This is a genomic window from Clostridium malenominatum, from assembly GCF_039521365.1.
Classification (GTDB): Bacteria; Bacillota; Clostridia; order Clostridiales; family Clostridiaceae; genus Clostridium_AW; species Clostridium_AW malenominatum.
Window position 1 is genome coordinate 1,991,736 of sequence record NZ_BAAACF010000001.1, and the last position, 13,061, is coordinate 2,004,796.

The window sequence follows — 13,061 nt, forward strand, 5'->3', positions numbered from 1 at the left end:
AAAATCTACTAATAGGTGATATATGATGAGTAATATTCTTCAAGAAAATATTGACTTTATTTTGCAGGAAATAGGTACTAAAAGCCCTGTAGAAATAAAAAACTTTTATATTGGAAAAAGTTCTTCATTTTTAAATTGTGCAATTATATACAAAAACGCTTTAATAGATAGAAATATTCTTGATAGAGATGTATTAAATCCTTTAATGCTTCATGTGGACATAGACCTAACTCCAGGTGAAAACACTCCAGATTTTATATGCAAAAAATACATTCCCATGTGCAGTACCGTTGTAGAAAAAGATATTAATAAAGCTATTGAAGAAATTAAATCCGGAAAAACCGTTATACTTATTGATCAAATTCAAAGCTTTATTATAGTCAATACTGTAGGTGGTGAATATCGCTCTATTGAAGATTCTATAAATGAAACAGCTGTTAGAGGACCAAGAGAAGCATTTGTTGAAAGGTTAGAAACAAACTTAAGTATATTAAGAAGAAATATAAAAGATAAAAACTTAGTAGTGGAATCTTTTGTTGTAGGAAGACGTTCTCAAACATCCTTGTCAGTAGTTTATATTGATGACATAGCAGATAAAGATATAGTTAATGAGGTAATACGTAAAATTAATCTGATAGACGTGGATTACGTTACTGATACGGGGATGATGGGACAGTATATGGAGGATAATAAATACTCAATCTTTCCACAATTTTACACTACAGAAAGACCTGATGTTGTGGAAGCAAATTTAATGGAAGGTAGAATTGCTATTTTATTGAATGGAACACCTTATGTTATGACAGTTCCTTCACTATTTATCGAATTTATCCAAGGTGTAGAGGACTATTATACAAGACCCTTAGTTGCATCCTTTGGAAGGCTTGTTCGTTTTATTGCTATATTTATTATCATAACATTTCCTCCATTGTATTTAAGCGTTATATCTTACAACGTTGAACTTATACCTACTAATTTTATTAATCCAATAGTTCAATTTAGAAAAGGTATAGCATTAACACCATTTTTAGAAATACTGGCCATGGAACTCATGGTAGAGTTTCTGAGAGAAGGCGGCTTAAGGCTTCCTAGTAAAATTGCACAAACTTTAAGTATAGTAGGAGGTATAATCATAGGTAATACTGCTGTACAATCTAAAATAGTAAGTCCAACAACCCTTCTTGTTGTTGGGGCTACTGTTATTGCTACATTTTTAATACCAAATTATCAAATGTCTCTTGCTATAAGACTTATTAGATTTCCTATGCTAATATTTGCCAACATGGCTGGATTGTTAGGAATAGTAGCAGGGTGGTACATTATTTTAGTCCATCTTTACTCATTAAAAAGTTTTGGTGTTCCCTATTTGAGTTTTAATAAAAATGATATGGAAGATACTTTCGTAAGATATCCACTATATAATATGAAGAAAAGACCAGAAGCTATCCCCAATGATAACCCTAGGCGAAAAGGTAACTTCATGAAGAAAATGGTGAAAAAAAATGAATAAACAAAATAACGACCTTTTAACATCTAGTCAAGTAACTTTTCTACTATTTGGTATTACAATGGGGGCTTACTTTTTAAAGTTACCTTATCTTCTTATAAAAATAGCTAAACAAGATGCGTGGATATCCGCTTTACTAGGATGTATATATCCACTATATATCGTGCTTATTGGAAGCTATATTATTAAGAAACATCCTAAGTCTACTATTTTAGAATTAAATAAAAAATATCTTGGCAAACTAATTGGTAGTATTTTTAATTTTATCTTTTTTATACCCTTCTTTATGTATACTGGAACTGTTACATCAGATTTTATTAGCATTTCCTTAGTATATTTTTTATCATTTTTAGATAAAATAAAAATCGGTATTATAACTATTGGAGTATCCGCATATACAGCCTATAAAGGACTAAAGGTATTAGGAAAGATTAATGAAACTGCATTTTATATTACTGTATGCACCTTATCCTTTTCATTCTTAGCTTTAAAATATGGAAATATTAAAAATGTTATGCCTGCTTTTAACGTTGGAATAATAAATATACTGAAGGCAAGCAAAGAAACAGCTTACGGATTTTCTAATATTGAACTATTTCTTTTGATTCATCCCTTCGTTAAAAGTAATACTAACATGAAGAGTTGTGGATTAAAAGCAGTAGCACTAACTACAATTATATATACCTGGGTTGTTTTTATTACAATATTTTTCTTAGGCTCTGATATAGTTCCTAAAAATATTTATTCTTTCATAATGGTTGCAGAAAGTGTTCAAATACCAATAGTAAATAACTTTAGGGCCATATTTATGTTTTTATGGAGCATAGTTGTGTTTAAATTAATTTCTACCAACTATTATTTTTCAACTTTCATTATGAATGATTTAACTAGCATAAATAGAAAAAAAATATGTATATACCTTCTTCCTATAGTGTTTTTATTATCTTTATTATTTTTGAATGTCTCTATCAAACAAAAGATAATGGACTCTTTGGTGCCAATATCAACGCTTTTTAATATCTTTTTTATATCATTAATAGCATTTTTAACTTTCATTAAAAATAAATCTTCTTCAAATAATAATTAAAAAATCACTTCACAATTCCTTATAAGGAGTAATAATTATGTCAAATAAAAAATTTATTTTTATTGTGATTTGCTCAATCTCTCTATATTTTTATTATAAATTTGGAATAACTTATGTTCCCATAGAGTTCCTTGATATTCCTTCTGCCTCATCTATAGACTTAACTAAGGGTAGCGGTGAATCAAAGGAGTACATCTCAGATTATACTGCTTATACATATTTCGATCATGAAGAAACCTCTAGAAGAGTTGTCAGTGGAACTTCTATGTCTTTAGGCAATGCAAGAGAAGATAGACAACTGCGTACCCCTAATAAATCTCTTGTAGCACTGCGAAAAGTTACACTATTAGGAGAAGATTATGCACGGCTTGGAATAAATACTTTTGTAGATATAACCTTCGCAAATCCTGGAAGTAATGACACTGGATTAGTAGTTATAACACAAGGAAAAGCATCTAATGTTTTAGATACTAAAATTGAAGGCTTTCCAAGTGCAGGAGATTATATAGCATCACAAATTAAAAATTCTGTAAATAGTAACTTTTTTTCTAGCAATTATAAATTGATGGATATTTATGTAAGAATGGATGCAGAAGGGAGAAATTTTGTACTTCCATATATTGAAATAATAGATGAAAAGCCGGTAATTACAGGTATGGCATTGTTTAAAAAAGATAAAATGATAGAAAAGATTGCTGTGCAGGACGCACGTGTTATGAATTTACTAAGAGAAAATAAAGTTAGAGGAATATTAACATTACAGCAAAGCTTAAAAAAATATACAGATTATGAAGCTATTTCAAAAAGAAAAGTAAAGGTTGAAAAGCAAGATGATAATTATATATTTACAATAAATTTAACAATAAAAGGAACTATAGTATCCAATACTTTATATGAAAATCTCCTTATAAGTCCAGAAGTTATGAAAAAATTTGAGCATGATATGGCTGAGCACGTTGAAAGTATATGTCATAGATTTATTGAAAAAATGCAAAATGATTATAAAGTTGATTGTCTTGAACTTGGAAGAGATGCTGCAGCAAAATACGGACGTGGTAAAGATACTGATTGGAACCAGATTGTATGCAACTCAAAAATACAAGTTAATGCTGATGTTAAATTGGAGGGTTTGGGTAGAGGTAATTATTATCAAAAATAGATATGCTCTAGGGAGCAAAAAGCCAATATGCTTCTAAGAAACAATAGCCTTACATAACAAAAGAAGAGCTACTCACAGCTCTTCTCTTTTATTCCCGAAAAAGAAAAGTGCTACTGTTCCAGGGCCCGTATGAGAACCAATTACAGTTCCAATATTATTTATCATCACTGGACCATTAAGTGACGGAAATTTTTTCTCGATTAAATCCCCTACTTTACGTGCATCTTCATAGCATGCCGAATTAGAAATAAAGCATTTTCCAGAGTAATTTATACCTGCCTCCCCGTGAATCTCCATCATGCGTACAATCTCCCCTATTACACGTTTTTTACCGCGAATCTTTTTACGTGGAGTAAGCTTTCCTTCTTTATTAACATTTAATAGTGGACAAATATTAAGTAAACTTCCCACAGTGGCAGATGTGGCTGATATACGCCCACCTCGCTTATAGTGGGTAAGATCTGTAGAGAAAAACCAATGATGTACATTAAGTTTTTTCTCCTCTAGTAAGGCATACACCTCTTCAAGGCTAGCTCCATTATCCCGCATATCCGCTGCCATATCTACAAGCAATCCATAGCCTGAAGATGCTCCCAAGGAATCTACTATAAAGATTTTTCTATCCGGGTACCTTGATAAAAGTTCCTCTCTTGCAATAGTAGCAGAATTGTAGGATCCTGATAAACCAGAAGAAAAGGAAACGTGAAGAATATCTTTTTCCTCTTTTAAAAAGGGTTCGAAAAAATCTATATACTGCCCCACATTAACCTGAGAGGTTGTAGGCATTGCTCCTGCTGCAATTTTACTATAAAATTCTTCAAAAGAAATAGTTTGGCCCAAGTCATCCGGATACTCTTCTCCATCTAAAATATAATGAAAACAGACAAAGGGAATATTCCTCTCACTAAAATAATCATAGGTCATATCTGCTGTTGAACAACAAGTTAAAACGTAATTAAACATAATAAAATCCTCTCTTACATTCTGTTAATTTATTTATATTACTCAAAATACCATTATATAATATAATTATTGCCAATTATTTAAAATTACTTACACTTGAAAATCCGTAAGTTAGTAAAAGAGTTTTTATTGTTTTGCATAAACTATCTTTTCTCCTATTCATTTTATTATATATTTCATAAATTTAGCATTTAGAATAGTTGCTATAATGCCTAATACAACAAAGGAAATAACTAAACCAATAAGTTCTCTTATAGGAATGTCAATACCCATAGAGGTTTGAAAAACATTTTGTCCAATTACAGTGAATCCGATTATTGTAATAAAAGTCAACAAAACAGGTGTAAGTTTATAACCAATAGTTTTTTTCTTTAGTAAGGCAATGCCACAACCTAAATAAGTTGGTAGTATTATAGCTAAATCCAATACAAAAGTAGGCTCTGTTGTATATATCTCTATAATAGACAGTGGCTGCCCAGTAATAACAGCTGGTAAAATAAATTCTAACCACACTAAAACAGAACTTCCACTTACCATTAAAAAAATAGCTGTTCCTTTTAAACTTTTATCTTTAAGTGACTGAGGTAAATTGTCTTCTTTAATTAATCCATTTATCAAGAATATCATGGCGAACAAACAAGAGGAAAATAACAATACATAGATTGGAAATAGTCTGTTAAATGTAACACCAAAAGCCAAGCATGATGAATAATAGAGAAGTCCTGCCAGTGCACCTGCCTGCCAAAACTTATATTTAGCAGAACTTTTACTTAATGCAGTGAAAAATGCAAAAACAATTGCCACAATTAACGTCATAAGGTCTGTTCCTTTATTTCCTCCTGCCTTTAAAACAGAATTATACTTATAGATTCCATCACCATACAATTCAATGATTTCTCCGTATATATTCTGAACAACAAACCTGCTCCCTCCCGTTGAATAGAATATACCAACTAATGCAGTAATTAATGTCAATATAACTATAAAATAACATAAATAATCTATTTTTTTCATACCAGTCTCCCACCTTCATAAAATAATGAATAATACATGTATCTAACAACGGGTAATCTAATCGAAACAGTTTAACAATAAATAAATCAACGGAAAAGGTTGTTTGTTTATTTGATTAATTGTTCCTGTTATAAATAAGTTTTTAGCTGGGCAATAAAAAGCAAATGTGCCTGTGGAACCGGAATGTCCTATTATTTCAGGAGCTGGAAAGAACGGTGACATTAATCTTGACATTTTACATCTCATCATACCAACACCATATTCTAACGGAAACCATTGAATTCTATTCCATTGATAAAGTATAGGAAAATATGTTTCTTTAAAAAGCTTACCGGTATAAAATGCTTTCAAAAATTTCATTGTATCTTGTGCTGTGGAAATAATACCTCCGGATGCCCCCGCAGATGCCACAGTTAAAGGACGATTTAAAGGTTTTTCATTTAAATAAATTGGTGCAAAAACACTTGTTGTTTCACATAAAAAAGTGTTCTCTAATTCCAATGGTTGTATGATAAACTCATTATAAATATCTTTCAGTTCTTTGTGAGTGATTATCTTTGCAATTTCTCCAAGTAAATCGAAATTAATATCTGAATAAAAAGCTTTTCCTTTTGTGCCATTTATAAAATGAGACCTTAAAGTTTTAGTCCTTTGAAGTGCCTTTTCAAAAGTTAATTCATTATCTTTTTCAAACACTTCATCAAAGTACGTTTTTCCATTTTTATTTTTTTCTGTTGTGGAATCTGGTAACCCCGTTGTATGAGACAATAATTGCAGTATTGTAATGGTAGAAGAATATTCTTTGTCTTTATAGATGTGTAAGCCAGCAAGATATTCTTTAGAAAAAAATTTATCCATAGTGTGGCTTAAGGTGAGTCGTCCTTGTTCTATTAACTTTATAATAACCGCCGTAGTATACATCTTAGTAATACTAGCTATAGCATATTGAGTATCTGTGTTCATATTACCTGCAGATTTTATCCATGAAAACTCCCCGTCAGTTGATTCAATATCCACAATGGAACCAAATACTTTTTTATTATCAATTGTTTTATTCAGTACTTTATCAAGCCTATCAACTATACTTCCTTTCATTTTATACCCCCCATATAAAAACGAAGCCATTTTATGTAATTATATCATATAACACAATGTATATCCAAGAAAGGCTGTTATAATAAATAAACCCTCTGACATATCAGAGGGTTTAACATATACTAAATTATGATCCTACTTTATCAGTAAAACCTAATAAATCCATCTGCAACATAAAGATATCATTTGCAGTTAAATTGTTTAGACTACCTGACATAAACTGAGATTCTCCAGCAGATTTAACACTATCTTTCCGAACATCTCCACCAGCAATAATTGTTGGTACTCCATCACCAGTGTGATCTCTTGCCTCACAAGGGGTGGCGTGATCAGCTGTAACTGTTATATAACATTTATTAAGATCGATTTTCTGCCGAATCATTCCAATTGCGTTATCCACTTTTTCAATCATATCTTTTTTTTCAATTGGAAGATTATCATGTCCTGCCAAATCCGTAGCTTTAACATGCATCACAACCCAATCGTAGTTCATTTCATTGAGAAGTTTAATGCTCAAATCAACCTTACCTATTAGATCAGTGTCAAAACTTCCAGTAAAGCTGTCATTACAAAAGTAGTCCATTCCCACAAGCTTTGCGATACCCCCAACAGTTATATCCCCTGCCACACAAGCAGCTTTGATATTATAAAGCTTCTTAATAGATGGTATATATTTTTCTTGTCCTGCACCTCTAGCTATTACAACATTAGCTATATTTAGCCCTTCTGCATGACGCTGTTTGTTTATAGGATGATCTTTTAAAATCTCATAAGCACGATTTGTAAATTCCCATAGATTTTTTGATGTTTTTTCTGCGCTACTTGTGCCATCTAATGGATTTGGAATAATAAGCTTTGCTCCTTCTTCTGCAGTGCCTGGGTCAGTGCAGGATATTTTATCACTTAGGTCCTCGCCTCTTAAAACTATTGCAACTCTATGCTCAGTTAGTTCCTTAACAAATACTTGTGTACCATCGGATAGTGTTAATCCATTAATTGCAGCTGCTAATTCTTTTGTTCCTTTACGAATTCTACCAGCACGTCTATCAATAACAGTATATTCATCGTCAATAGTTGCAAAATTACCTCTGAAAGCAACATCCCCTGGCATCAATTTTATTCCAGCACTATAAGCTTCAAGTGGTCCCCTTCCAGAATACACCTTGTTGCTATCGTATCCAAATATATGGAGATGTCCAACATCAGTACCCACTCTTATACCTGGAGCTATTGGATAAATATTTCCACACATTCCTTTTGAAACAAGATAATCCAAGTTAGGCGTTTTTGCACTCTCAAGTGGAGTCATGCCGTTTAATTCTGGGTTGGGCCGATCCCCTAAGCCATCCAATATTATAAGTAATCCTTGTTTTTTTCTCATAATCTATACCGCCCTACTATTTAAATTTTAATTTCATGGTGTTTTCTTTTAAGCCTTCTTACCCTTAAGCAAATCTTTGTTCTTTACCATAAAGGCTACAGACAATATAACAGCTGCCACCCACACCACCATTACGTGTGTTTTCAAAGGACTAAAAATATTAATAGCTAGTTTAGTCTCTTGCCCGGCGCTAATACCCTCAAAGTCGAATCCACCAAAGACATATCCATCCTTCTCAGTTATATCAAAAGCTTCTTCAGCATCATAATTCACAATATTTAAGAGTTCTTTTCCCTTTGGTGCAGCTATCTTAGCAGAATATGATTTAATAGCATTTGGAGAAGTGTTCACCACTTTATGCTCTATGGTTAATGCACCACTTGGGAAAGTATCTCCTAACTTAGCTTTTTTCCCTTCGTAAAGACCCTCTTTATTCATAGTCACTTCAAAAGTAACTTCAGATCTCTTTTCATTAAATATTATCAGGTTATATTTTTGATCACCATATTCTACCGTCTTTTGCTTCTCTGCTATGCTGCCTTTTATTGCTTCTACCTTTAATATTTTACTTTTACTATATAACGGAAAGGCAACTTCACCATTATCATTGGTTACAGCAGTAATTTTTTGAGATATTATTGCGTTTTTTCCATCAGGTGTAAGTGTGTCTTCTACCTTCTCTAGCTTTCCTAAATCCATTGCATAAGCAGTATTAGAAAATATGCAAATAAAAACAACAGCTATTAGGGAAAAAATCCTTTTTTTCATACCTTTGTCCCTCCTATACAATTCCTATAATTTTAAACCATGTAAATGAGGCTATAATCATTATTGCCCATTTAGCTAATAATACCAGTATCCCATAAAGCATTTGTTCAAGTACTGTAAAATATCCTGTACCATAATAAATCAAATTAACCTTGCTATGAGGTGGTAATGTAATGGTATCAGCTATACAGAATGCCGCAGGTAATGCTAAGGCAACTGGGTTATACCCTGTAGCATTTGCAATACCAATTATAGTTGGGATAAGTATAATAGTTCTTACAGTCTTTGAAGTAAAGAGGAAGTGACTAAAACTTGCTATGAACATTAACACCGCAAATAATGCAGTAAAACTCATATTTTCCACTCCCATTTTCTTGAAAATAATATTTAATCCCCAAGCTGCAAGTCCTGTCTCATCAAGAGCTACACCTCCAGCGTAAGCACCACAGGCAAATATTAGTAGGTTCCATGATATTTTTGCTTCTTTCCACTGTAGGATTCCTATATATGGCAAGAAGAAGAGTGCTGCTGATAGTACAGCAACCATTACAAGACTTAACTGAACTCCAAAAAGTTTAACCTGTAAACTGTCCATTGCCCAAAGAGCTAGAGTCACAGCAAATATTAAAAGTGCTTTCTTCTCAGTAATAGTCATTTTTCCAAGCTTATTATATTCATCCTTAAGTTTAGTCAAATCAAGTTTTTTTGACTCAGATTTAGGTAATTTAAATATCATCTTACCTATAAAAAACATTGCAACTAAAGTTAATATTGTTATGGGCGCAGATGCGATAAACCATTCCATCCAAGAAACATCATGACCTGTGAGATCCTTTATAAAGCTAATTGCAAGAATCTGTGATGATGTAGCGGTGACAATTGCAGCAGTAGATAAGTTGTTAGCCTGTATGCCATGTATTGCAAGTAATTTTCCAAAGCTATTCTTTGGATCGTTAATATTTGCTTCAAAAGCCTCCACTACTAAGAGTACTATTGGGAACATCATAGCCGCTCTAGCTGTAGTAGATGGCACAACAAATGCTATCAAGAAGTTGATTATAATAAGAAGTATTAGTACACTATTAACACTCTTTCCAAACTTAGTTATTAAATAAAGTGCCATTCTCTTAGCTAGCCCACTTTTTTCCATACCTGAAGCTATGATAAAGGCTGTAAACGTAAGCCAAATTACTTCATACCCCAATACTCCCATAGCTTGTGCCTCACTCCAAGCTCCTGTTAGTGGTAAAGCAACGATTACTAATAAGGATACTGCATAGTTAGGTATACTTTCAGTAATCCAAAGTATTAGAGCTGTAAGGAAAACTCCCAATGCCATCTTTCCTGCATAAGACAATCCCGCTGGAGTTGGCATTGTATAAATTATCGCGAAAATTAATAACGCTAATGGCAAACCAAAGAACTGCATTTTAAGCTCAAAAGGACTTTTTACCTTTTTAACTTTAACTGTTGTTTCCATAAATTGAATCTCCCCTTTATTAAAATATAAAATTATATCAAAAGTTAACTATTTGATAATTCAATAATACTGAAAAAACTTCATATTAGCCAATTACATTTAATTATGATAATGATAAATATTATTTATAGTTAACATAAAAACTCATATTCATAAATTATATTTATAAGGCGAATAAAAAAGCTGTTGTAATAGCATTTATTTATATACTTTCTATCGAAAATGGTTTATACTACAATAAATAATATTTATGTGTAAACGGATTAATAATATTAACTTACACTTATATATACTCTATCAAGGAGGCGGAAAAATGGATTTGGAAACCCTTCAAACCTTTTTACTCATATCAAAGAACAACAGTTTTACTAAAACAGCAGAAGAGATGTTCTGTACACAAGCTGCAGTTTCCATGAGGATTCAACGCTTAGAAAAGTATCTTGACTGTAGTTTATTCAGTCGCAAATCAAAAAAAGCTGAGTTAACTAAAGACGGTCATCTCTTTTTACCTTATGCCCAGCAAATATCCAATACCTTTATTAATGCAAAAGAACATTTACTGCAAGCAAAATTAATGGAGCAGTCTGAAATATTTATTACATCATCTAGTACGCCTGGAACATATATATTACCAAACATAATGTTCTTATTCCGACAAAAATATCCTTTTATTACTGTAGTTAATAATGTACAATATACCAAAAATGTAATTAATAGTGTATTAAATAAAAATTGTTCCCTTGGAATAATTTCACAACCTTACTTTTCTGACACTCAGGATATATTATGTGAGCCTATGTTAGAAGATCCACTTGTCATAGTTGTAAATAACGAACATCCATGGGCCAGAAAAAAAAGAATATTTATCAACGAAATAAAAAATGAAATTTTTCTAATATCCAATCCAAATACTTCATTAATATCCTACTTGGAGAAAGTGGGTAATTTTAAGTTTGTTTCAAAGAATATATGTGTAGTTGGAAGTGTTGAAGCAATAAAACAAAGTATATATGATAATTTAGGAGTATCAGTAATATCTGAAAGCGCAGTAAAACAAGAGCTTAGACTGGGTCTCTTAAGTAAAGTTGAAATAATTGATGATATTAAACTAATGCGTCATGTTTACTATATAAAACGTAAAAATGAACAGCTTTCGCTTTCTACGGAACTTTTTCTAAAATTTGCAAAAGAGCTTATAATTTCGAAAAATAAAGAGCTTGTAAAATAGTAATTTAACTCATAATTGTAATCGATAGAATGTTTCAATATAATTCTCAGGGATCATCATAGATTTTTATAACTACAAAAAAGCGGTAGACGTTCTCTTTATAGATTGTCTACCGCTTATATTTTATATTGGATTTTTTCAAATACTATGCACAGGTAATTTTTTTATTGAATTCCCCTGCCCATTCAAAGGCTTTTTTAGAAACAATAACAGCAATGATCTCATTAATTACGGCTGCTGCTGCAATGGTACCTTGTATAATTTTAGCGCATTCAGGTGCAGGACCGGTTAAGACTGAAACCGCTATGCCTGTAAACACTAGAGAAACTCCTGAATGAGGCAGCAATGTAAAGCCTAAATACTTTTTTACTGTTTCTGGGCATTTGGTAATACTTGCCCCAAAGTATGCACCGCTGTATTTTCCTATAGCTCTTGCAAGAATATATATTGCTGTAAAAAGTCCTGCTCCCAAAATTAAATGATAATCAAGAGGAGTACCAAGATTTAAAATTACAACAATCATTGCAATCCCTAAAATTGGGTTAAAAGAGCACATAATTTGGTTTAAGCGTTCTTCTGAAATCATGTTAGCAAAGGTAGCAGAAAATGACATACCTATTAGCATAAAATTAAGCACAGGCTTTGGCATTACAAAGTTATTAAATATAAATCCTACGCCTGATGCTATGAGCAATGTAGCAATCAACAATAAAACTGTATTAGCTGAGGAGCGCTCTTTTTTAAGTACAAACCCTGCAAAAAATCCAGTTACAATTCCTATAATAATAGGTAATAGAACAACAAATAATATCATATAAGCAGGTACCTGCTGCTCTGAAATATTTGCAGAAATAATGGAAATTGATGTAAAAAACACAACTACTGCAACCATATCGTCAAGTGCCGCCATAGGAATTAAGGTCTTGGTTACAGGGCCGTCTGTTCTAAACTCACGAACAATAGAAAGTGCTGGTGCAGGTGCAGTGGCAAGAGCAATACCGCCAAATATAACTGCAAGATAAAGAGGCACCCCTGTAAAATAAAATACTATTCCAAACACTAAACTAACAACAAAAAATGTTCCTAATGATTGTGTCAAAGTGGTAATAATAATTTGCTTACCACTCTTTTTGATTTGTTTCCAAACAAGCTCTGTGCCTATTAAAAGACCTACAGCACACTCTAAAATATTAACAATGGTCTTATACCACTGGGCGTTTAAAACACCATCGTTGACAAGTCCCAAAGCATGGGGACCCAATATCATACCAGTAAGTAACCATCCCAAAATTTCAGGTAGTTTTATTTTTGAAACTAATTTACCAACAAAAAATGCAATAACAATAGCGCTTAAAAGTCTTAACATTAAAAGTATCATT

The 13,061-nt window shown here is 32.1% G+C and carries 11 protein-coding genes; 4 read left to right on the forward strand and 7 right to left on the reverse strand.

Features of this window, described 5'->3' with window-relative positions:
- Positions 1-25 precede the first annotated feature (25 nt).
- The 3 genes from ABDZ69_RS10090 to ABDZ69_RS10100 are packed head-to-tail and all read left to right on the forward strand — an operon-like array spanning position 26 to position 3,753.
- A complete protein-coding gene (locus tag ABDZ69_RS10090; RefSeq protein WP_425544634.1) occupies positions 26-1,510 on the forward strand; it encodes a spore germination protein in 1,485 nt (494 codons plus the stop codon).
- Positions 1,503-2,594, forward strand: a complete 1,092-nt coding sequence (locus ABDZ69_RS10095; protein WP_343769269.1) for a GerAB/ArcD/ProY family transporter — start codon at positions 1,503-1,505, stop codon at positions 2,592-2,594. The genes ABDZ69_RS10090 and ABDZ69_RS10095 overlap by 8 nt, the downstream gene beginning before the upstream one ends.
- Positions 2,595-2,631: 37 nt before the next feature.
- Entirely contained in the window at positions 2,632-3,753 is a 1,122-nt protein-coding gene (locus ABDZ69_RS10100) for a Ger(x)C family spore germination protein (protein WP_343769271.1), read from the forward strand.
- A gap of 72 nt (positions 3,754-3,825) precedes the next feature.
- Here the strand turns inward: ABDZ69_RS10100 and ABDZ69_RS10105 are convergent, their stop codons facing one another.
- The 6 genes from ABDZ69_RS10105 to ABDZ69_RS10130 all read right to left on the reverse strand — a co-directional run bounded on the left by ABDZ69_RS10105 (position 3,826) and on the right by ABDZ69_RS10130 (position 10,454).
- Positions 3,826-4,716, reverse strand: coding sequence for a DegV family protein (locus ABDZ69_RS10105; protein ID WP_343769273.1), 891 nt, complete (start codon positions 4,714-4,716; stop codon positions 3,826-3,828).
- A gap of 159 nt (positions 4,717-4,875) precedes the next feature.
- Entirely contained in the window at positions 4,876-5,730 is an 855-nt protein-coding gene (locus tag ABDZ69_RS10110; protein WP_343769275.1) for a hypothetical protein, read from the reverse strand.
- Positions 5,731-5,787: 57 nt separating this feature from the next.
- A complete protein-coding gene (locus tag ABDZ69_RS10115) occupies positions 5,788-6,825 on the reverse strand; it encodes a serine hydrolase domain-containing protein (protein WP_343769276.1) in 1,038 nt (345 codons plus the stop codon).
- A gap of 127 nt (positions 6,826-6,952) precedes the next feature.
- Positions 6,953-8,206, reverse strand: coding sequence for a 2,3-bisphosphoglycerate-independent phosphoglycerate mutase (gene apgM / locus ABDZ69_RS10120; RefSeq protein WP_343769278.1), 1,254 nt, complete (start codon positions 8,204-8,206; stop codon positions 6,953-6,955).
- 48 nt (positions 8,207-8,254) lie between these two features.
- Positions 8,255-8,974, reverse strand: coding sequence for a hypothetical protein (locus tag ABDZ69_RS10125; RefSeq protein ID WP_343769279.1), 720 nt, complete (start codon positions 8,972-8,974; stop codon positions 8,255-8,257).
- 13 nt (positions 8,975-8,987) lie between these two features.
- Positions 8,988-10,454 (reverse strand): SLC13 family permease, encoded by a 1,467-nt coding sequence (locus tag ABDZ69_RS10130; RefSeq protein WP_343769281.1) that lies wholly within the window; start codon positions 10,452-10,454, stop codon positions 8,988-8,990.
- A 313-nt stretch (positions 10,455-10,767) separates the two neighbouring features.
- Between ABDZ69_RS10130 and ABDZ69_RS10135 the strand changes: the two genes are divergently transcribed.
- Entirely contained in the window at positions 10,768-11,682 is a 915-nt protein-coding gene (locus ABDZ69_RS10135) for a LysR substrate-binding domain-containing protein (RefSeq protein WP_343769283.1), read from the forward strand.
- 145 nt (positions 11,683-11,827) lie between these two features.
- Here ABDZ69_RS10135 and ABDZ69_RS10140 read toward each other — a convergent pair whose 3' ends face one another.
- Positions 11,828-13,060 (reverse strand): cation:proton antiporter, encoded by a 1,233-nt coding sequence (locus tag ABDZ69_RS10140; RefSeq protein ID WP_343769285.1) that lies wholly within the window; start codon positions 13,058-13,060, stop codon positions 11,828-11,830.
- Between the last annotated feature and the right edge of the window lies 1 nt (position 13,061).

Excerpts from the sequence above, each read along its gene's own strand:
- ABDZ69_RS10090 (WP_425544634.1), top strand. The coding sequence starts at position 26 with ATGAGTAATATTCTTCAAGAAAATATTGACTTTATTTTGCAGGAAATA.
- ABDZ69_RS10095 (WP_343769269.1), top strand. The coding sequence starts at position 1,503 with ATGAATAAACAAAATAACGACCTTTTAACATCTAGTCAAGTAACTTTT.
- ABDZ69_RS10100 (WP_343769271.1), top strand. The coding sequence starts at position 2,632 with ATGTCAAATAAAAAATTTATTTTTATTGTGATTTGCTCAATCTCTCTA.
- ABDZ69_RS10105 (WP_343769273.1), bottom strand. The coding sequence starts at position 4,716 with ATGTTTAATTACGTTTTAACTTGTTGTTCAACAGCAGATATGACCTAT.
- ABDZ69_RS10110 (WP_343769275.1), bottom strand. The coding sequence starts at position 5,730 with ATGAAAAAAATAGATTATTTATGTTATTTTATAGTTATATTGACATTA.
- ABDZ69_RS10115 (WP_343769276.1), bottom strand. The coding sequence starts at position 6,825 with ATGAAAGGAAGTATAGTTGATAGGCTTGATAAAGTACTGAATAAAACA.
- apgM (WP_343769278.1), bottom strand. The coding sequence starts at position 8,206 with ATGAGAAAAAAACAAGGATTACTTATAATATTGGATGGCTTAGGGGAT.
- ABDZ69_RS10125 (WP_343769279.1), bottom strand. The coding sequence starts at position 8,974 with ATGAAAAAAAGGATTTTTTCCCTAATAGCTGTTGTTTTTATTTGCATA.
- ABDZ69_RS10130 (WP_343769281.1), bottom strand. The coding sequence starts at position 10,454 with ATGGAAACAACAGTTAAAGTTAAAAAGGTAAAAAGTCCTTTTGAGCTT.
- ABDZ69_RS10135 (WP_343769283.1), top strand. The coding sequence starts at position 10,768 with ATGGATTTGGAAACCCTTCAAACCTTTTTACTCATATCAAAGAACAAC.
- ABDZ69_RS10140 (WP_343769285.1), bottom strand. The coding sequence starts at position 13,060 with ATGATACTTTTAATGTTAAGACTTTTAAGCGCTATTGTTATTGCATTT.